General features: G+C 48.4%; 19 protein-coding genes. 11 read left to right on the top strand and 8 right to left on the bottom strand.

Annotated elements, in window-relative coordinates; all coding sequences use genetic code 11:
• Positions 1–23 precede the first annotated feature (23 nt).
• Together M0L20_RS12840 and M0L20_RS12845 are read left to right on the top strand one after the other, a co-directional pair.
• Positions 24–3227 carry an efflux RND transporter permease subunit gene (locus M0L20_RS12840; RefSeq protein ID WP_248477343.1) on the top strand — a complete coding sequence of 1068 codons (3204 nt, stop codon included), beginning with the start codon at positions 24–26 and terminating at the stop codon, positions 3225–3227.
• Complete coding sequence (locus M0L20_RS12845) at positions 3196–4650, top strand: TolC family protein (protein WP_232561372.1); 1455 nt, start codon at positions 3196–3198, stop codon at positions 4648–4650. Before M0L20_RS12840 ends, M0L20_RS12845 begins: the two co-directional genes overlap by 32 nt.
• Before the next feature lie 76 nt (positions 4651–4726).
• Here M0L20_RS12845 and M0L20_RS12850 read toward each other — a convergent pair whose 3' ends face one another.
• A complete protein-coding gene (locus tag M0L20_RS12850) occupies positions 4727–5149 on the bottom strand; it encodes a hotdog fold thioesterase (RefSeq protein WP_248477344.1) in 423 nt (140 codons plus the stop codon).
• Positions 5150–5208: 59 nt separating this feature from the next.
• Between M0L20_RS12850 and M0L20_RS12855 the strand changes: the two genes are divergently transcribed.
• From M0L20_RS12855 to M0L20_RS12875, 5 genes are all read left to right on the top strand, one after another.
• Positions 5209–5844 (top strand): histidine phosphatase family protein, encoded by a 636-nt coding sequence (locus M0L20_RS12855; RefSeq protein WP_232562799.1) that lies wholly within the window; start codon positions 5209–5211, stop codon positions 5842–5844.
• A gap of 165 nt (positions 5845–6009) precedes the next feature.
• Entirely contained in the window at positions 6010–7104 is a 1095-nt protein-coding gene (locus tag M0L20_RS12860; RefSeq protein WP_232561374.1) for a sensor histidine kinase, read from the top strand.
• Positions 7105–7194: 90 nt separating this feature from the next.
• Positions 7195–7935 carry a LytR/AlgR family response regulator transcription factor gene (locus tag M0L20_RS12865; RefSeq protein WP_232561375.1) on the top strand — a complete coding sequence of 247 codons (741 nt, stop codon included), beginning with the start codon at positions 7195–7197 and terminating at the stop codon, positions 7933–7935.
• 109 nt (positions 7936–8044) lie between these two features.
• Positions 8045–8842, top strand: a complete 798-nt coding sequence (locus tag M0L20_RS12870; protein WP_248477345.1) for a DUF3298 and DUF4163 domain-containing protein — start codon at positions 8045–8047, stop codon at positions 8840–8842.
• A 24-nt stretch (positions 8843–8866) separates the two neighbouring features.
• A complete protein-coding gene (locus tag M0L20_RS12875) occupies positions 8867–9157 on the top strand; it encodes a hypothetical protein (RefSeq protein ID WP_248477347.1) in 291 nt (96 codons plus the stop codon).
• Between the two features lie 120 nt (positions 9158–9277).
• Here the strand turns inward: M0L20_RS12875 and ald are convergent, their stop codons facing one another.
• Positions 9278–10405, bottom strand: coding sequence for an alanine dehydrogenase (gene ald, locus M0L20_RS12880; RefSeq protein WP_232561378.1), 1128 nt, complete (start codon positions 10403–10405; stop codon positions 9278–9280).
• 171 nt (positions 10406–10576) lie between these two features.
• Here ald and M0L20_RS12885 point away from each other — a divergent pair, with 171 nt between their 5' ends.
• Positions 10577–11041: an Lrp/AsnC family transcriptional regulator gene (locus tag M0L20_RS12885; RefSeq protein WP_248477348.1), complete on the top strand. Its 465-nt coding sequence runs from the start codon at positions 10577–10579 to the stop codon at positions 11039–11041.
• Positions 11042–11111: 70 nt separating this feature from the next.
• Here M0L20_RS12885 and M0L20_RS12890 read toward each other — a convergent pair whose 3' ends face one another.
• From M0L20_RS12890 to M0L20_RS12910, 5 genes are all read right to left on the bottom strand, one after another.
• A complete protein-coding gene (locus tag M0L20_RS12890; protein ID WP_248477350.1) occupies positions 11112–12329 on the bottom strand; it encodes an efflux RND transporter periplasmic adaptor subunit in 1218 nt (405 codons plus the stop codon).
• Between the two features lie 3 nt (positions 12330–12332).
• Complete coding sequence (locus M0L20_RS12895) at positions 12333–13664, bottom strand: TolC family protein (protein ID WP_248477352.1); 1332 nt, start codon at positions 13662–13664, stop codon at positions 12333–12335.
• A gap of 269 nt (positions 13665–13933) precedes the next feature.
• Positions 13934–14305 (bottom strand): YtxH domain-containing protein, encoded by a 372-nt coding sequence (locus M0L20_RS12900; protein ID WP_232561382.1) that lies wholly within the window; start codon positions 14303–14305, stop codon positions 13934–13936.
• 40 nt (positions 14306–14345) lie between these two features.
• Entirely contained in the window at positions 14346–14597 is a 252-nt protein-coding gene (locus M0L20_RS12905; protein WP_232561383.1) for a YtxH domain-containing protein, read from the bottom strand.
• A gap of 386 nt (positions 14598–14983) precedes the next feature.
• A complete protein-coding gene (locus M0L20_RS12910; RefSeq protein WP_232561384.1) occupies positions 14984–15145 on the bottom strand; it encodes a lmo0937 family membrane protein in 162 nt (53 codons plus the stop codon).
• 386 nt (positions 15146–15531) lie between these two features.
• On the opposite strand from M0L20_RS12910, the gene M0L20_RS12915 reads away from it, so the two are divergent.
• Positions 15532–15987 carry a response regulator gene (locus tag M0L20_RS12915; protein ID WP_232561385.1) on the top strand — a complete coding sequence of 152 codons (456 nt, stop codon included), beginning with the start codon at positions 15532–15534 and terminating at the stop codon, positions 15985–15987.
• A gap of 92 nt (positions 15988–16079) precedes the next feature.
• On the top strand, positions 16080–17558 hold the full coding sequence (locus M0L20_RS12920) for a sigma-54-dependent transcriptional regulator (protein ID WP_248477353.1): 1479 nt from the start codon (positions 16080–16082) through the stop codon (positions 17556–17558).
• A gap of 78 nt (positions 17559–17636) precedes the next feature.
• On the opposite strand, the gene M0L20_RS12925 is transcribed toward M0L20_RS12920, so the two are convergent.
• Complete coding sequence (locus tag M0L20_RS12925) at positions 17637–18281, bottom strand: porin family protein (RefSeq protein ID WP_232561387.1); 645 nt, start codon at positions 18279–18281, stop codon at positions 17637–17639.
• 567 nt (positions 18282–18848) lie between these two features.
• On the opposite strand from M0L20_RS12925, the gene M0L20_RS12930 reads away from it, so the two are divergent.
• Positions 18849–19289, top strand: a complete 441-nt coding sequence (locus tag M0L20_RS12930) for a response regulator (RefSeq protein WP_232561388.1) — start codon at positions 18849–18851, stop codon at positions 19287–19289.
• Positions 19290–19358: the final 69 nt, after the last annotated feature.

Here is a 19358-nt window from a genome sequence, read left to right on the forward strand (position 1 = left end):
ATCGTGTACCGAAACCTTAAAACATGTTTAATCTCTTTATTAAAAGACCGCTGCTGTCGGCGGTCATATCGGTGCTGATTACCCTGCTGGGCGGATTGGCACTGGTCGGTTTGCCTATTACGCAGTTCCCCGACATTGTGCCGCCTTCCGTAACGGTAACGGCTAAATACACGGGAGCGAATGCCGAGGTGGCTACCAAAGCGGTAGCGATGCCGCTGGAACGGGCCATCAACGGAGTGCCTAACATGGTGTACATGAACTCCACCTCCAGTAACGATGGGACAACACTGGTGCAGGTGTTTTTCAAAGTAGGCACTGACCCCGATCTGGCGGCCATGAGCGTTCAGAACCGCGTGACCACCGTGCTGGACGAGTTGCCACAGGAAGTGATCAAAGCCGGGGTGTCGACGGAAAAAGAGGTAAACAGTATGCTGCTGTACCTCAACGTTTTCAGTAACGATCCGAGCGTTGACGAGAAGTTTATTTACAACTTCGCCGACATCAACGTGCTGGCTGAGCTCAAACGAATCGATGGCGTAGGCGTGGCTACCATCATGGGCGCTCGTCAGTATTCGATGCGCGTCTGGCTCAAACCGGACCGGATGACGGCTTACGGTGTATCGGCCGACGAGGTCGTTGATGCCATTCGCGAACAAAACGTCGAAGCGGCCCCCGGTAAAGCGGGCGAGAGCGCTGACCGAGCCCCGCAGATGCTTCAGTACGTACTTCGATACAGCGGTAAGTTTTTCGAGCCGAAGCAGTACGAAAACCTTGTGTTGCGGGCCGAATCCGATGGTTCGATCCTGCGCCTGAAAGACGTAGCCGACGTCGAATTCGGATCGCTCAATTACGATGTATTGTCGAAAACGGACGGGCGGCCATCGGCGTCGATTATGCTTAAGCAACGACCGGGATCTAACGCGCAGGAAGTCATCAACAACGTAAAAGCGCGGATGGCGGAATTAAAGAAAACCAACTTCCCGCCCGGCATGACGTACAACTTCGCATACGATGTGTCGCGCTTTCTGGATGCGTCTATCCACGAAGTAGTGAGAACGCTGATTGAAGCGTTTGTGCTGGTGTTTCTGGTCGTGTTTCTGTTCCTTCAGGACTGGCGGTCTACCCTGATCTGTGCACTAGCAGTGCCCGTGGCACTGGTGGGTTCGTTTGCTTTCATGAGTGCAATCGGCTTTTCGATTAACCTGCTTACGCTGTTTGCCTTGGTGCTGGCTATTGGTATTGTGGTGGATAACGCCATTGTGGTGGTGGAAGCCGTTCACGCTAAAATGACGGAAGAACATCTGTCGCCGAGAGCCGCTACGTTTGCCGCCATGAAGGAAATCAGCGGAGCGTTGATCGCGATTACGCTGGTGATGTCGGCGGTGTTTGTACCCGTTGCGTTTATGTCGGGTCCGGTCGGTATTTTCTACCGGCAGTTTTCGCTGACGCTGGCCGTCGCTATTGTTATCTCGGGAATTAACGCCGTTACGCTGACGCCCGCTCTGTGCGCCCTGCTGTTACGCCCGACGCATGCACACGAAGCAACAGGATTGCTTGGGCGGTTTTTTGCCCGCTTCAACCGGGGTTTCGATGCGCTGACTGGCCGCTATCAAAAAGTACTTCGGCGAATCGCCAGCCGAGGTATGGTGACGGTTGCCATGTTGTTGCTCTTCGCGGCTGGTACGTGGGGCATCACGTCCTTTCTACCGAGTGGATTTATTCCGACGGAAGATCAGGGTATGATTTACGTGAACGTGACGACACCCGTTGGGGCTACGGTTAAACGTACCGAAGATGTACTGGACAAAATTCAGCGGGTGGCTTCGAAGATGGACGCCGTTGAAAACGTATCGACGCTGGCCGGTTACAGCCTGATGACCGATGGTAACGGAGCTTCGTACGGAATGGGTATGATCAACCTGAAAAGCTGGGACGCTCGTACGCAAACGATGGACGATTTAATTGTCGCGCTGCAAGAAAAGACACGAGGCATTCAGGATGCGAGTATCCAGTTTTTTCCCCCACCAACGGTTCCCGGTTTTGGTAATTCCAGTGGTTTCGAGCTTCGTATGCTCGACCGTACGGGTTCCGGCGATTTACAGAAAACCAAGAAAGTTGCTGACGATTTTATTGCTGCATTGAAGAAGCGCCCTGAAATCAGCAGTGCTTTTACAAGCTTCGATCCGAGCTTTCCGCAGTATCTGTTGCAGGTCGATCAGGACAAGGCCGCCCAGAAAGGTGTGTCCATTGACAATGCGATGAATACCTTACAAACGCTGATGGGCAGTTTTTACGCGTCGAATTTTATTCGGTTCGGGCAGATGTACAAAGTGATGGTGCAGGCTTCTCCCGAATACCGGGCCAAACCGGAAGACGTACTGAACCTACGGGTGAAAAATGACGAGGGGGAGATGGTGCCTTATTCGAACTTCGTCAGCCTGAAGCGGGTGTACGGACCAGAGCAGATTACCCGCTACAACATGTACACCTCCGCGCTGATCAACGGCGATCCCGCGTCCGGTTATAGCAGTGGCGACGCCCTGCGCGCGGTTCAGGAAGTGGCCGATAAGACACTACCGCGTGGTTATTCCTTCGAATGGTCGGGTATGTCGCGGGAGGAAGTACTGTCGGGCGATCAGGCCATTTACATCTTTGCCATCTGTCTAGTCTTTGTGTACCTGCTGCTGGTAGCGCAATACGAGAGCTTGTTTTTGCCACTTGCCGTATTGTTATCGCTGCCCGCCGGAATTTTCGGTTCGTTTGTTTGTCTGCAACTGGCTGGGCTGCAAAACAACATCTACGCACAGGTATCGCTGGTGATGCTCATTGGTTTGCTCGGAAAAAACGCGATTCTGATTGTCGAGTTCGCTAACCAGCGTCAGCAGGAAGGACTGTCGATTCTGGATGCCGCCATTGAAGGAGCCGTAACGCGCTTGCGTCCGATCCTAATGACCTCGTTAGCGTTCATTGCCGGACTGATTCCGCTTTGCATCGCGTCAGGAGCCGGAGCATTAGGCAACCGGTCCATTGGTACAGCGGCTGCTGGGGGTATGTTTATCGGAACCGTCTTCGGACTGGTACTCGTCCCCGGCCTGTACATTCTCTTTGCTAAACTAGCCCAGCGATTTCCGTCGAAAACGTCTGCTACCGATGACGAATCGGAAACGGGTTCAAATCAACAATCCATTAAAACGAATGCCACTCGTACAGTCTTTCAAGAAACATAGTCTAACCTACAGTCTATTCATTTTTCTGGTCGGTCTGAGCGGTTGCCAGGCTGTCCGTACGCCTTCCCGGTCGCCGGGAGTGCCATTGCCCGCAACGTTTATCAACCGTACGGATTCGGTCGGTATCGGCGATCTGCACCGGACAAAACTATTTTCGGACCCGTATCTGGTCCGGCTGATTGACACAGCCCTAACGCAAAACCCGGATCTCAAAATGGCTGTACAGCGAATAGAGGTAGCGCGGGCAAACTTTGTTGTTAGTCAGGGCGCGTTGCTGCCGAGTGTTAATGCGGTGGCTGCTGCTGGTTTTGATCGGTACGGACGGTATACGCTGAATGGCGTCGGTAATTTTGATACAAACCTGTCGGGCAATATTGACAACCAGCAACGGATTCCCAACCCGACCCCTGATTTTTTCCTGGGGTTACGCAGTTCCTGGGAGATTGATATCTGGGGGAAGCTCCGCAACCGTCGTCGGGCGGCTTACACACGGCTGTTGGCATCGCAGGAGGGACGTAATCTGGTTGTAACGGCGCTCACTGCCGAAGTAGCCCGGTTGTATTACACGCTTCTTGCGCTGGATGGGGAGTTGAACATTATCGAAGAGAACGAAGCCCTGCAACGACGTGCGGTTGAGTTGGTCAATGTACAGAAGGATGCGGGTCGGGTAACGGTGCTGGCCGTTCAGCAATTTACGGCTCAACTGCTCAATACGCGCAGTCTGGAAGGTCGGGTGAGGCAACAAATCGTGGAAACCGAAAACCAGCTGAATGCATTGCTGGGGCGTTATCCGCAACCGATTTCGCGCGGTCAGACCATCGAAAATCAGCAATTGCCTGCTTCGGTTGTTGCCGGATTACCCGCGCAATTGGTACGACGCCGACCCGACATTCGGCAGGCTGAACGCGAACTGGAAGCGGCTAATATTGACGTAGCCGTGGCTCAGGCCGAATTTCTGCCGTCGCTGACGCTGACGCCTTACATTGGGTTAAATTCATTCCGGGCGGCTACACTCCTAAACCCCGGATCGTTGGCGCTCGGCGCATTGGGGGGATTAGCCGCTCCGGTGTTCAACCGGCGGTTGCTGAAAGGGAATTATGCGGCTTCCGTTGCACAAAGTCGGGGTGCTTACTTTGCTTACCAAAAAGCAATTCTCACTGGTGTCAGCGAGGTTGTCAGTAGTCTGAAAGGGTTGGAGAATTACCGGTCTGTGGCGGATATACAAACGCAGGAAGTGGCGATGCTAAAAAACGCGGCTGTCACGTCGAACGAGTTATTTACGAACGGATACGCTACGTATCTGGAAGTGATTACGGCCCAGCGTAGCGTATTGGATGCGCAATTAGCGCAGATCGACACCAAGCGGTCGCAGTTTTTGTCGCTGGTCGATTTGTACCGGGCGCTGGGGGGCGGCTGGGAATAGCCGAATTGGCCGGGTTGTTCATCGAAACGAGGTGTCGGGTTCTGAAATCCGACACCTCGTTTCGATGCTAGAGGTATTACGATTTATCCGTGATGATCGCAATCGTCAGTCGGCTGACGCAAACCAGTTTGCCTTCTTCGGTGGTGATCCGGATATCCCAGACGTGCGTTGTCCGTCCGATGTGAATAGGCGTACAGCGTCCGTATACCCACCCGTCGCGCACGGAACGGATGTGGTTGGCGTTGACTTCAAGCCCAACGGCACGCTGTTTCGCGGGATCGTCGAGCAGCATGTACGAGGCTACGCTTCCCAGCGACTCGGCCAGAACGACCGATGCCCCCCCGTGCAGGATGCCAAACGGCTGATGCGTTCGCGCATCGACGGGCATACGGGCGGTCAGATACCCTTCGCCCGCTTCTGTAAACTCAATACCTAACAGTCTAACAATCGAGTCGGCATGGGCAAACTCAAGGTTACTCAGGTCAAAGCCTGCTTTCATAATGCAGCGAAATTTGTTTAATTTTGCATTTGAATACAACGGAAGACAAAGCTAAAGGCTTGCAACAAAAAACCATATATTTGATTCGCCACGGAGAAACCGATTATAATCGGCGGGGTGTGGTGCAGGGGAGTGGCGTTGACTCAGATCTGAACGATATGGGTCGCGCGCAGGCGATGGCTTTTTTTCAAGCCTATCAGCATGTTCCTTTCCAGAAAATTTATATCTCCGGTCTTCGACGGACGTTTCAAACGGCCGAGCCGTTTATCGAACTGGGTATTCCGTTCGAGAAGCTGACGGGTCTCAACGAGATCAGTTGGGGCGTTATGGAAGGTAAGGTTCCGGGCAATATCGATAACGAGTATTACCGCAATCTGATCGATGCGTGGTCGTCTGGTAATACGGCGTTACCCACCGACGGGGGCGAAAGTCCCGACCAGGTGGTCAGTCGTCAGAAAGTGGCTATCGATAGCATTTTATCGCATCCCGATGAAGAAACCGTCCTGGTCGCTATGCACGGACGAGCCATGCGTATTCTGCTCTGCTGGCTTACCAATCGGCCTTTGTCGATGATGGATCACTTTGAACACAGCAATTTGTGCCTGTATAAGCTTCAGTATGATTACGATACGGCAGCGTTTACGATAGAAATTGCGAACGATACATCACACTTGCTGACGCTGGCGTTGGCTTAGGATGCGTAAACGGATATAGAGGGAAGAAGGCGGTAGATGGTTCTGCGGCCTTTATCCGTTTTTTCTCCCTTTCCTCCTTTGTCGCTTCCTTTGATGTAGTTCTCCCGCTTTTTGCCTTAAAATCTTGTACATTCGCTTATTGTCCGAAAAAGGACGATAAATGGAATGAGCACGTCAAAACAAAATATATATTGGTTTTGCCAGTTATTTGGCTGGTCGCTCCTCATCCTGGTGGAGTACCTGGCTTATGTACTGGAATCAGGCTTTGACCCGGAAGCCCTGTATCTGGCCATCGCGAATATTTTTCTGGGCATTACCCTGACGCACCTTTACCGCCTGATGATCCGGCGCTGGAACTGGGTGCGACTTCCGTTCTTTCAACTCGTACCGCGCGTACTTCTGTCGGTACTGGTGTTGGCCATGATCATGACGCTGGTTAACATTCCCATCGATCGGCGGCTTTTCCCTCAATACTTCATCGAAGAACCCTGGCCGACGATCGGTTATCTGCTCACCTGGGGTAAGAACATGCTTGCGTGGGTGCTTAGCTATACGGCCTATCACTACGTTGAAGAAAACCGAAACGCTGAAATTGAGCGTATTTTGCTCAAAACCAGTATTCGGGAAACCGAAGCAAAGGTGTTACGGTCGCAGCTTAATCCGCACTTTGTCTTCAACGCACTGAATAGCATTCGGGCGCTGGTGTACGAAAACCCGACCAAAGCGCAGCAGGGCATCACCCAACTCTCCAATCTGCTTCGTAATTCGTTGTTGGCCGACCGCCGGAAAACGGTTGAGTTGCGCGAAGAAATCAAGACAGTAGAAGATTATCTGGCTCTCGAAAAAGTCCGCTATGAAGATCGCCTGACTTCCCGCATTGAACTGGACAGCCGGACATTATTTTGGCAGGTGCCGCCGATGATGCTTCAAACGCTGGTAGAAAATGCCATTAAGCACGGGGTATCAACGGCAGTCGGTGGGGGCTTTGTCGAGGTACAATCGACTATCGTTGCGGATAAACTGCATATCATTATCCGAAATACCGGCGTTCTGGGCGACAAGGAAGCATCGGGTGGTTTTGGTCTGGCAAATACCGCGCAACGACTCGAGTTGCTGTATGGCCCCGAGGCTACCTTTCATATTTTTCAGGAAGAAGACAACCCTTTCGAGGGACCAGTCGTTTGCGCCGAAATCTGCATTCCGACCCAGTCGGAAGGAATGTTCAGACGCCGAGAAGAAGCGGCTAAATTAAAAAACTAAGAACTACTATCGTTTATTGCATAAAGGCTTTAAGAGCATCGATTGGTACCTTATCGAGAAGCCAATACGCTATAAACCGCAAACACATCTATGAAAACCCTGATTATCGACGACGAACGCCTGGCCCGTAATGAATTGCGCCGGCTGCTGGAAAACTTCCCCAAAATTCAGATTGTCGGTGAAGCGGCTAATGCCGACGAAGCCTTGCCCATGATTGATGATCTGGAGCCTGAACTGCTGTTTCTGGATATACAAATGCCGGGTAAAAATGGATTCGAGTTACTACAGTCCATAGAAGGTAAAACGCCGGAGGTGATTTTTACGACTGCCTATGATGAATACGCGATTAAGGCGTTCGAGTTTAATGCGCTTGATTATCTGCTCAAGCCGGTTGAATTAGCCCGCCTTTCGGAAGCCATTCATCGCGTTGAAGAGGAACAGCAGCACGCCAGCGAAGTTCAGGGACATTCGATAGCCGGTATTGCCTCCAAAGTGCTGGGCGAGAACGATCAGGTATTTGTGAAAGACGGAGAGAAATGCTGGTTTGTAAAGTTGGGCAAAGTGCGTTTGTTTGAATCGATGGGCAACTACGTTCGGTTGTACTTCGACGATCAAAAGCCGCTGGTGCTCAAATCGCTCAACGCGCTGGAAGATCGGCTGAATCCAGCCACCTTTTTCCGGGCAAACCGCAAGCATATTATCAACCTGCAATGGATTGAAAAGATTGAACCCTGGTTTAGTGGGGGATTGCTGGTGACATTACGCGGTGGGGATAAAATTGAAATAAGTCGTCGGCAGGCAATACGATTTAAAGATTTATTAAGTTTGTAAGTAGTGAGGCCCTTTTCATTGGTTGGTGGGTAGGTCAATTGACAAGACTATCGTTCATGCATCGGATTGCTCAGTAAACCAATTACTCAACTTATTACTTACTCCCTGCATGAAGTATCTTTTCGCAGCGTTGCTTTGCGGTTCAACAGTTTTTTTTGCGGCTTGTAATCGGTTTAAATCGGGACCACCGGAACTGGATCGCAAACAGTACGATCTCACCGGAGAAAGTAAGTGCGACACCTCACTCAACAAAGGTGTAGATGTGTCTGTATCGTACTTCTTGCTCAAAGAAGACTCGCAGGTGGCTCGAACGATCAATGACAGCATGCGCCACATCAGCGTTGGCAGTATTGTGGGCTGGCTCGATAGCGCAACCGTTGCCCGCAATCCCGAAGCCCGTACCGATATCAGTAAAGCAGCAACCCTGTTCGCAGCCGATTACGAAGCCATGATGAAGGATATGGATAAGCTGGGCGGCTGCTGGGAACTGAAAACCACGGCTGATACGGTTTATACCAGCCCAAATGCCATTACCGTCAAGGTCGAAACGTACGCCTATACGGGCGGGGCTCATCCGAACTCAAACCTGGCGTTTTATACCTTTGATCGGGAAACGGGCAGGACGCTGGCGCTAAACGATCTGGTTTCCGATACCACCGCGTTGCTGGGTGTCGTCGAAAAGGCGTTTCGGAAACAGCAGGATCTGCTACCGCAATACAATCTTGAAGAACGGGGATATTTCCTGCGCGACGGTCAGTTTTTTCTACCTGCCAACATTGCAGTGGGTCGGGGTGGATTGATCTTTTATTACAATCCGTACGAAATAGCCGCTTACGCCGTCGGTCCGATTGAAGTGACGGTTCCCTACGAACAACTCAACGGTATCCTACGCGATTCGTGGTATTGATAACCTGAACAATCTCTCCTGGATATGACATTTGATCAGTTTACGGCTACGCTCGACCAGCCACAACCACCAACGGACTTGCCTCCGCTGATACAAGCGCTTTGGTACGATGCGAACGGCGACTGGGAACAAGCGCATGAGATTGCGCAAGCTCGCGAAGGCGAAAAAGCCTACGACCGTCTCCATGCCTACCTACATCGCAAAGAAGGTGATCGCTTCAACGCTGGTTATTGGTACCGTCGTGCTGGAGCCTCTTTTTTTGACGGAACGTTAGAGGATGAATGGGCAGTGCTGGTAAAGCAGCTTTTGGGGTAGCCACTCTTTCTGTGACGAAAAAAAAGGCCGCTCCGTGAAAGAGCGACCTACGTCTGTCGATGAATGGGTAATATGTAAACAAAGCTCAACCGGCAAAAAAAATCGTTGACCGTGGTAGCTTTAAACAGTTTCTTCTATCAATACCTGGCTCACTGGCGTAAGTTCTAGTCCGAAGGCATCAGCAACGCCTTGGTACACCACTTTGCCATCAACCACGTTAAGTCCCAATTGCAGGTCCATGTTGTCGCGGCAAGCTTGCTGCCATCCTTTGTTTGCAAGTTGCAAAGCGTAAGGCAAGGTAGCGTTGGTAAGCGCAACCGTACTCGTGTAAGGAACCGCACCCGGCATGTTCGCTACGCAGTAATGCACAACACCATCGATGATGAATGTCGGGTCTTCGTGCGTTGTAGGACGGCAGGTTTCAATGCAACCGCCCTGATCGACGGCTACGTCTACCAGTACTGTACCCGCTCGCATCAGACTCAGCATATCGCGGGTGATGAGGTGTGGTGCTTTTGCACCCGGAATCAATACCGCACCAACGATCAGGTCACAAACTTTAATCATCTCGCGAATATTGTATTCGTTCGACATCATCGTCTGCACGTTCGGTGGCATGATATCCGACAAATAACGGAGCCGGGGTAGGCTAACGTCCATGATCGTAACGTGAGCGCCTAAGCCAGCCGCCATTTTGGCCGCCTGCGTACCGACAATTCCTCCACCCAGAATCAAAACGTTGGCAGGTTTTACGCCTGGAACGCCACCGAGTAGAATACCACGTCCTTTCAGGGGTTTTTCGAGGTATTTTGCTCCTTCCTGAACCGCCATCCGACCCGCTACTTCCGACATAGGCACCAGAAGCGGTAAACTACGATCGGGCCGCTCAACGGTTTCGTAAGCCAGACAAACAGCACCTTTCGCCAGCATGGCTCGGGTCAGTTCTTCCGACGAAGCAAAGTGAAAATAGGTGAACAGTAACTGATCTTCTTTGATCAGGTCGTACTCAGCCGCAATTGGCTCCTTGACCTTCATGATCATTTCAGCAATGCCGTATACTTCTTCGATGGTTGGAAGCATCGTAGCACCCGCTGCAATGTATTCTTCGTCCTCAAAGCCACTGCCTTCGCCAGCGTTGACCTGTACATATACAGTGTGGCCGTATTTGCGAAGTTCGGTAACACCCGCTGGTGTCAGAGCAACGCGGTTTTCATTGTTTTTGATTTCCTTCGGAACACCAATAACCATGACGTTTGGGACTTAAAATGTTGGTGATTAACTTTTGCAAAGGTAGATCAAATGGCTTCATTTTCTGAGTCCACCTGATTAATCAGGAAATAAGAATTATTTTTGGTTCTGCTATGGGAAAATAGTCTAAACGATAGCTAAAATTTGGGCCTATAGCGTAAAAAATTCGTCATGGTACAATTAGACGCGATTGACCAAAAAATACTGGCTCTTTTGCAGGAAAATTCCCGACTGACAATTCAGGAAATCGGGCAACGAATCAATCTGTCAAAAACACCGGTTCATGAGCGCATCAAACGGCTCGAACGTGAAGGCGTTATTGACCGCTACGTATCAATTCTTGACAAAAAGAAGCTGGGGAATATCCTGATGGTATATTGTCAGGTAACGCTTGATCGACAAACGCGCGACGCTTTTGCTGAATTTGAAGCCGCAGTGCGTGGCTTACCGGAGGTGCTGGAATGCAACCGAGTATCGGGCTCTTTCGACTATCTGCTAAAGATTATTAGCCGGGATATGGAAACCTACAATCGTTTCCATCAGGATCAGTTATCAGTGATACCCGGAACGCTGCACATCAGCAGCTTTTTTGTGATGTCGGAAGTAAAGAATTCAACGGTAGTGCCGCTGGGCTAAAGTAAACACGAACAGCTTGGAACGACCCTGCCGCGCAGAGCCGTTCCAAGCTGTATGATACTCAATTCGGCTAGTTCCCTAGTGCGTTGTAGATCAGCAGTTGATTGGCGGTAACAACGCGGTCGCCGGGGGTTAGGCCGCCGGATAGAAACGTTTTTTGACCCACCGTTTTGTAAATATTGACCTCGCGCACGATAGGCTGGTTGTCTTTATTGACAGCAACAACAAAGTTACGGTTCTTGTCGAAAACGACGGACCCTGCCGGAATCGTGACACGTTTGTCTCGGCCAGCATACGTAACACTCACATTGGCAAACATTTCAGGTTTTAAACGATAGTCTGCGTTGTTAAGGGTGACACGCACTTTCAGCGTTTTGCTATCCGGGTCAAGCACGTTAAAAATTTTGTCGATGCGACCATGAAATACCTTATCAGGGTAGGAGAGGGTGGTGATCGTGGCTGGATCGCCTTCGTGTACGTTTGCCAGATCGGATTCGTACACGTTTGCCATGACCCACACCCGATCAAGGTTTGAGATGGTAAACAAATTTTCGGGATCGTCAGAGCGGAGTTCCATACCGGGCGACGCCGTTTTTTCGACTACAAATCCGCTCATGGGGGCTTTCACGATGTAAACCGAACCTGTGCCACCCAAAATCTGCCGCCGTTCGTTGACCCGCTTCAATTCGCCTTTGGCAGCCAGAAGTTGCTCTTTACTAGCTACCAACTCCCGCTGCGAACTCAAGCCTGCGTTGGCCATGTCTTCGGTCACCTGCAAATTCTTCTGTGCAACAGATAGCTGGCCACGAGCCGCGATACCCTGCTGTTCCAGATCGGCCAAATCACCCGACCGTATAATGGCCATCGTTTGTCCTTTTTTTACAAAATCACCCAGGTCCGCCTTGATCGTTTCGATATGGCCGCCGACAAGGGGAAACACTTTAATGACCTGGTCCTGATTGAACGTAATCTTGCCCGTCAGGTTTAATTCATTGACTGCGTTTTCCAACCGGGCTGTATCATACTGGGCCGTCGCCAACAGGTTTGTTTCGTGACGTTCCGTTGCCGTCACGTCGTCTGATTTAGCCGACGAGCCGCAACTGCTTAGCCCACTCATCAGTAAAATACCCGCTACAGCCGCTACAGCTCGCTGCCGTAGTCTGGCACTGGCCGACGAACGAACCAGAAAGCCAAAAGCCGCTGCTATTGGTCTGTCGGTACTTAAACCCAGCCGGTCAGTGAGCTGAAGAGGCCGGGAGCAGGGTGATATAAATGAATGTTTTTTCATGGATTAGTTTTGAAAGGGGTTAGTACCTACGGCAAAGCTTATTTCTTCGAGACTTTGCATACGGTTATTCTGGAGCTGAGCGAATTGAACCTGGCTGCTTTTGTAGGAATCAAAAAAGTCGAGGAACTCAACAACGTCAATATTTTGCTTTTTGTAGTTTGTCGTCACTCCGTCGATCAAGCGCCCAAAATCGTCGTTAAACTGTTGATCGAACGTACGGTAGAGCTGCTCCGTCTGTTGTGCTTTGGCATATGCCCGTTCGACGTCGCTATCGACTTGCAGGGTATACGCGTTTACGGTCTGCTGGCTGCTCTGGATACGTACCTTTGCCGCCTGGATATTACCCTGGTTTTTGTTGAGCACCGGTAGATTGATACCTACCCCAACTCCAAAATAGTTTGGTATATAGCTGCCATTACGGTCGTACGTGCCCTGAAGCGTAAGATCGGGAACGGCCATTGCTCGCTGTAAGGACAGGTTCTGCTCTTCCTGCTTCGCCAGATCGCGGTAGCCTTTCAGATCAAAACGATGCTGGTCCGCTAGTTGAAATAAACGACTCAAGTTCAGGGTATTCACAGAAAACTGGTTAATAAGGCCAGACCCTATTATTGGCTGAATTGTAACCGATGGGTTTGTATTCAATAGGACTGTCAGATCAGCCTGATCATCGATTAGCTTGCTAAGCAACTGTTGCCGCTCGGTTGTCAAGCTAAATAGGTAAGCTTTCAGGCGGGTCAAATCTTTCAGCGGTACGTTTCCTTTGCTATACTGCTGCTGGTAGAGCGACACGGTCTGTTGAAGCGTAGCAATCTCTTCGTTATATACATTCAGCGTCTGCCGAGTGTAGTATAGATCGTAAAAGGTCGTATGAAGCTGGTACGTCAGCGTACGCAAGAGGTCGTAAAAGCGGTCGGAAGCCAGTTCGGTATTGGTTCTGGCAATGGCAAGCTGCTTGTTTCGCTTCCCAGCCAGCCGGATTAGTTGTTGGACCTGTACGACCTGCTGAGCACTGCTTTGCCGAAAAGGCAATACTTCCTTCGTCTGCTGGTTATACGGCATCGTTTCGACGTAAACCGCCGGATTGACTCGCAGTTGCGACTGAATCTCGTATGCCTTGTTTTCATTGATACCCAGCTGAGTAGCCAGGACTGTCAGATTATGCGCTTTAAACTGTTCATCGGCTTGCGCCAACGTTAATCTGATTGTATCCGGGGATACAGAAGAGGCAACTTGCGTTTGCGCTTCGGAAAAACTCATCGATAGAAAGAGAGCCAGCCATACGATCAGCACAGAGCGTATTGAAAAAACAAAAGTCGTTACTAAGCGGAGAATCATGTTGAAAGAATGTTCGTACATTTTTCAACAACAAAGGTCATCAGTGCCGATTAAACGGCGCTTAAACGCGAATTAAAAGGCTGTTAAATGCCTATGGGTAATACCAGGGTAGATGTACTAGGTTATACCTGATTGAATTTACATAATATATTGATTATTAGATTTTTACATTTAAAGTGAACGTGTTTTATTGAAACCAGATTACTCATAAAAAAAGAGAGTTGTGATCAATGACCACAACTCTCTTAAAAATTTAACAAGTCAGTTGACTATGCCTTAAACGCGTCTTTCGAGTGTTCAACACCGCTTTGCGCGTCATCAGCAAGCTGATCGACCTTGTTATTATATTGTGACTTTAAATCTTCTTTTTCCCGGCTAAACGCATCCTGAGCCTGATCTTTATACTGACCATATTGCTCTTTTGCTTTGTCAGCATACTGGTTCACCTGCGATTTTGCTTGTTCGAAGCCTTCTTTCACCTGTGAAACGCCTTTCTGCAATTGATCTTTCAGGTCACCAGTCCTCTTATTAGCTTCCTCAGTCAGCTTCTCGCGGGTTTCTTTACCGCTTCTTGGAGCTGTTAAAAGACCAATAACTACACCAGTGATAATACCTGTTAAAAAATCTCTTGAGCTTCTCATTATCTTGCTTTTTTAGGTGATTAGTGAATGTTAATACAGTTTAGTGCTTTGCCTTACGCTTTACCTGGCTAACTACGTCCTGCGTCTTAGAAGAAGCACTATCAACATAGTCGTTGTACTGGTCGCGAATATTGTCTAAACCAGATTGCAACTGATCCTGTAAGTCCTTGAAAAACGAATCCGATTCAGAAGTTATCCGTTTACGGGTCTTTTTACCACTTTCTGGGGCTAGCAATACGCCGACAATGGCACCTACGGCTAATCCCACTAAAATTCCTGGTAACGATTTCATAATTACTTGATTTAGTGAGTGAAGCATTTCGACGTTAGGGTAGAAAATTCTATACCAGAACGACTTTATGTAGGTAAGTTGTTGACAAATAGTGGATTACCTATAGGATTGATAGTTATTGTGCGCAGCGGCAATGGGGTATTTTTTCCACAAAGGGGGCCAATAGTTCCTCACCCAATGAGCATTTACCCACGAAGGTTTATCAAGTCTCATAAAGGTAAAAAAACAAAAAATCCCTACACTCAAATTGGTGCAGGGATTCCGTACCCACCGTAACTTGTACTTAACCTAAAATGAAACCACCTAAATATACAACCTCATTAGGTATGCTATGTATATTGTAACCAGAACAATCTGGCCTAAAAGGTAACCAACTTCAGTGTGCCTTAAACCCCTCTTCCTTGGATTAGGCGTAGGATTACTGCAATGACAGCGATAACCAGTAAGACGTGTATTAAACTGCCCAGGCCGAAGCTGTTAAAGCCTAAAAAACCTAAGAGCCAGATTATTATTAACACCACGGCTATCGTGTACAGCAAGCTTCCCATAACGTTAATTGAGTAAATCAGATTGATTGTCTCGCATTCGTCTTTTCTAATAGAAAAATGTGTGCCAAAAAGACGGAAAATACCAGAATGGGGTTAAAACAAACTTACTCGCTTGTAAATGAGACTGTAGTATCCATCCAGAAATTACAAAGAAGCTAACGGACCTATAAACGAGCATTGTCGCAGTGTGGATTAAATTCCACAATTGTAGAAATAACGGGGAAAAACAGCCCATTGTGTTGATCTGTTTTACTGAGCGTAGATCCTACTAATTCTGTTTTTAGTACCGATTAATAAGCCTAATGACCGCATTATCTGGACTTTACTAAGTATAACTACGCGATTATAGGGTGTTGTTTAGTCTTCGGCATAAAATTTCATGTAGTATGTCCAAAGCAATCCCTTTTATTAATTGGAGTAAAGCGATGATGGGAGTTAGCACCAGACCGAATTTTAGGCCGACTATAATGAATCCAGTTACCTCTACAAAGCGGGTTCTAATTGTTGATGACGAGGCAGATATTTGTTTATTATTGTCGGGTTTATTAAGAAAATTAGGATACATACCGACTTGCGCCCATTTCATTGAAGATGGTCGCCAATGTTTGAACAGTCAGCAGTTTGACGCAATTTTTTTGGATCTAAACCTGCCAGATGGGTTAGGTTTCGATCTATTACCATATATCAAACAAGATCAGTCAGAAGCCAAGATTATTATGATAAGTGCTTTTGATGGACAGGCTGAGCGCCGTCGAGCTACCGAGCAAGGAGCTGACTATTTTGTTGGTAAACCCTTTACCCGCCGTTCGGTCGAGCAGGCTTTGCAAACCATTCAGGTTTGAGTAACTTTGTTTGTGCAGCCATAAGTACCTTTCTCGTCTTTTCGTTCGTTATTTATCTGGCATAGGTTGCCTGAATCGGCTGCTACTACTTCATGGAAAAGATTTTAATCGTTGACGATAACAATGATATATGCCTGCTTCTCGAACGTTTTTTGAGCAAGCAAGGGTATAAAACGGCGTCGGTCCAACGGGGTGAGGATGGTCTCATGCTGTTAAGAAAAGAGACCTTCGAGCTGGTTATTTGTGATTTTAAATTACCTGATATTGACGGCTTAGAGATGTTGCGCCGAATCAAGGTGCTGAACCCCTCTACAGCCGTTATTATTATAACCGGCTATTCCGACGTAAGGATAGCTGTTCAGACGGTTAAGCACGGCGCGTATGACTATGTTACGAAGCCGCTTTACCCGGACGAAATTCTTCATACAATAAAGAACGCGCTCGAACGGCGGAGTCAGTCTCTAAGTGCTGCCGTCGAGCCGTCAGTTACTCCCGCTGCTTCTGGAACTACGCCAACAAAAGCAACTCCTTCTAAAACATCCAACAGTAAGGCGTTGGTAGCGCCTAATGGCAAGCGGTTTATTTTTGGTAAAAGCAGGGTAGCAGAACAGCTTCAAAAGCACATCGATCTGATCGCTCCGACCGATATGTCTGTGATTATAACCGGTGAAACCGGAACGGGCAAAGAGTTTGTCGCGAGTGCCATTCACTTGAAAAGCAAGCGGGCTGATAAACCGTTTGTTGCTATCGACTGTGGTGCGTTGAGTAAAGACCTGGCAGGGAGTGAGCTGTTTGGTCACGTCAAAGGTGCTTTTACGGGCGCGATGGCCGACAAAGCCGGTAGTTTTGAGTTTGCTAACGGGGGAACGTTGTTTCTCGATGAAATCGGCAACCTTTCCTACGATAACCAGATTAAATTACTGCGCGTATTGCAGGAGCGTAAAATCCGTCGAATTGGCTCAAACCAGGATATTGCGGTAGACGTTCGCATTATCGTTGCTACAAACGAAGACCTTCGTGACGCAGTGCGGCAGGGACGTTTCCGGGAAGATATATACCACCGGATTGCTGAGTTTGAAATTCATTTGTCGCCACTACGTGAACGGAAGGCAGACATTATGATTTTTGCGGAGCATTTCTTGGAACTGGCAAACCAGCAACTCGAGAAGGATATCATCGGGTTTAATGACGAAGCCAAGGATAAACTAAAAGAATATTTCTGGCACGGTAACCTGCGTGAATTACAAAACGTAGTTAAGCGATCCGTACTGCTAACTCAGGGCGATTACATCGAGGTTGATGTATTACCTCAGGAGATTATATCGCCACAGTATCTGGCTCCCGAAAGTGTACCAACTGCTCAGGTGAGTTATGACCCGGCCCGGCCTGGTGTTCCGGTTATCAGTCAATCAGCTGCTAATCTGAAATCTGTTTCGGAAAATGCTGAGCGTGCTGCTATCTTGAAAGTCCTTGAAAAGACAGGGTATAACAAAACGAAAGCGGCAGAGGTCCTTAATATTGATCGTAAAACGCTGTATAATAAACTAAAAGCGTACGATATCCATTTATAGTTCCTATAACCAAATTCCTGCTTGACTGGTTTTATACGCTACCGATAGCCTATGACCAATCAAGCAGGAATTGTTATTTTAGTTGAAGCTAAATCCTACCGATAACAGACCCACACCGTTTTTAGCGTTGCCTAAAACCGTACGAGCCGCTCCGCTATTCGCAATGTTTTGTAAGCCTTGTGCGTAACGAGCTCCGATAAATGCTTTCCCAAAGTAAACATTCAGTCCACCCGCGAGGCCATAGTCGACTTTGTTGAAATTATCCCGATTGATGGCCGATGTACCCGTTCCAAAATCACCGTTCGAGTTGACATTCGAATTCAGGAGATAAGACACATACGGTCCTGCCTGAAGCTCAACAGCCTGACCTAGTTTGAACGTAGCCAAGACGGGCAGTTCTGCGTAGTTGAGTCGGAATGTGTTTTTGCCGTTAAAGCCAACAACATTGTAGTCAGCAGATGCGCCTTTTGTCGTGTAAAGAAGTTCTGGTTGAATGGCAAAAAACTCGCCGATAGGAGCTTGGGCAAACACACCAAGGTGGAAACCAATACGTTCGTTTTTGTTTTGGACACCCTGGCTATCATAGTACAGGGAGCTAGCGTTCAAACCGCCTTTGATCCCGGCCCGGACGCGGCCTTGGGCCAGTGTAGCTGTGGAAGTAGATACGAACGCACCAATTGTTAAAACAGCAGCCGTTGCTAAAATACGCAGTGAGCTTTTCATCGTGTTTGAATGTTGGATTACAAAGCAGGAACACGTCCTGTTGCCTCACTTCATTGTAAAAATTCGTGCCAAAATCTGAAGACAAACGTTCGATTATTCAGCAATAGATTGTAAGTCAGCTCATTGGTTGCTCGCGCGTGAGAGAAGTGCCGCTTATCTGCTTGTATGGTCTGCTATTTTGCGGATTGTCTTCCACAAAATGGGGAACAATTCGATCAAAAAAGGAAAACAGCGCTGTACGGGATTAGGACAGACAATCATCGACGAGGTTATTTTGGCATGACGAAGAATAGCTTACAAAGCCCGGCTATCATCCCAACTTTTTTGCGTGCTTTTTACAACGGATACGAATACTCAATTAAGGGCTCAACGCGATTATTTTGTTTCCTACAAACCTTATAGATGATAGTTTTTTTTTACTTTTGAGCGATTGTAAGTAGGCGGAAAATCACGACAATACAGTTTACCTAGTTGACCGTTTTTCTGCTCGCTCAGTTTACGATACCTACCGTTTTGTAGGAATTGACAGAAAGTACTTTTCCGTAACTGCTTAACTCGATTGAATCCATGCAGCGAAAGCCTACCGTGATGACTATTCTTATTGCCGACGACGATGCAGATGATCGCATGTTCCTCGAGCAAGCGATGCGGCAGAATGGCTATAATCAGACAATTGAGTTTGTTGAGGACGGTGAACAATTGATGGAATATTTGAGGCAGGAAGGACGTTATAGTAACCAGAATGTCCCCTGGCCGAATTTGTTGATTTTGGATCTCAACATGCCCCGCAAAAATGGGTTTCAGGCACTCAGTGAAATAAAAGATGATCCTAAACTCCGTCGGTTGCCTGTGGTCGTTATGACGACATCATCTACGGACGAGGACGTGATCAAAACCTATAATCTTGGCGTTAATTCGTTTGTGACGAAACCCTTTAATTTTAATCGACTGGTTGAAATGATTGGCGCCCTGAAGACCTATTGGATGGATACTGTCAAACTGCCCTAAGTGATCATACTGACATTTACGGCAAGTAAGGCATTTGCTGCTAGTGGACAACTGATCGTATGGACTACA

This window comes from Spirosoma liriopis (assembly GCF_023196085.1).
Classification (GTDB): domain Bacteria; phylum Bacteroidota; class Bacteroidia; order Cytophagales; family Spirosomataceae; genus Spirosoma; species Spirosoma oryzicola.

Coding starts and splice junctions, on each gene's coding strand:
- M0L20_RS12840 (WP_248477343.1), top strand. CDS start 24: ATGTTTAATCTCTTTATTAAAAGACCGCTGCTGTCGGCGGTCATATCG.
- M0L20_RS12845 (WP_232561372.1), top strand. CDS start 3,196: ATGCCACTCGTACAGTCTTTCAAGAAACATAGTCTAACCTACAGTCTA.
- M0L20_RS12850 (WP_248477344.1), bottom strand. CDS start 5,149: ATGAAAGCAGGCTTTGACCTGAGTAACCTTGAGTTTGCCCATGCCGAC.
- M0L20_RS12860 (WP_232561374.1), top strand. CDS start 6,010: ATGAGCACGTCAAAACAAAATATATATTGGTTTTGCCAGTTATTTGGC.
- M0L20_RS12865 (WP_232561375.1), top strand. CDS start 7,195: ATGAAAACCCTGATTATCGACGACGAACGCCTGGCCCGTAATGAATTG.
- M0L20_RS12870 (WP_248477345.1), top strand. CDS start 8,045: ATGAAGTATCTTTTCGCAGCGTTGCTTTGCGGTTCAACAGTTTTTTTT.
- M0L20_RS12875 (WP_248477347.1), top strand. CDS start 8,867: ATGACATTTGATCAGTTTACGGCTACGCTCGACCAGCCACAACCACCA.
- ald (WP_232561378.1), bottom strand. CDS start 10,405: ATGGTTATTGGTGTTCCGAAGGAAATCAAAAACAATGAAAACCGCGTT.
- M0L20_RS12885 (WP_248477348.1), top strand. CDS start 10,577: ATGGTACAATTAGACGCGATTGACCAAAAAATACTGGCTCTTTTGCAG.
- M0L20_RS12890 (WP_248477350.1), bottom strand. CDS start 12,329: ATGAAAAAACATTCATTTATATCACCCTGCTCCCGGCCTCTTCAGCTC.
- M0L20_RS12895 (WP_248477352.1), bottom strand. CDS start 13,664: ATGATTCTCCGCTTAGTAACGACTTTTGTTTTTTCAATACGCTCTGTG.
- M0L20_RS12900 (WP_232561382.1), bottom strand. CDS start 14,305: ATGAGAAGCTCAAGAGATTTTTTAACAGGTATTATCACTGGTGTAGTT.
- M0L20_RS12905 (WP_232561383.1), bottom strand. CDS start 14,597: ATGAAATCGTTACCAGGAATTTTAGTGGGATTAGCCGTAGGTGCCATT.
- M0L20_RS12910 (WP_232561384.1), bottom strand. CDS start 15,145: ATGGGAAGCTTGCTGTACACGATAGCCGTGGTGTTAATAATAATCTGG.
- M0L20_RS12915 (WP_232561385.1), top strand. CDS start 15,532: ATGTCCAAAGCAATCCCTTTTATTAATTGGAGTAAAGCGATGATGGGA.
- M0L20_RS12920 (WP_248477353.1), top strand. CDS start 16,080: ATGGAAAAGATTTTAATCGTTGACGATAACAATGATATATGCCTGCTT.
- M0L20_RS12925 (WP_232561387.1), bottom strand. CDS start 18,281: ATGAAAAGCTCACTGCGTATTTTAGCAACGGCTGCTGTTTTAACAATT.
- M0L20_RS12930 (WP_232561388.1), top strand. CDS start 18,849: ATGCAGCGAAAGCCTACCGTGATGACTATTCTTATTGCCGACGACGAT.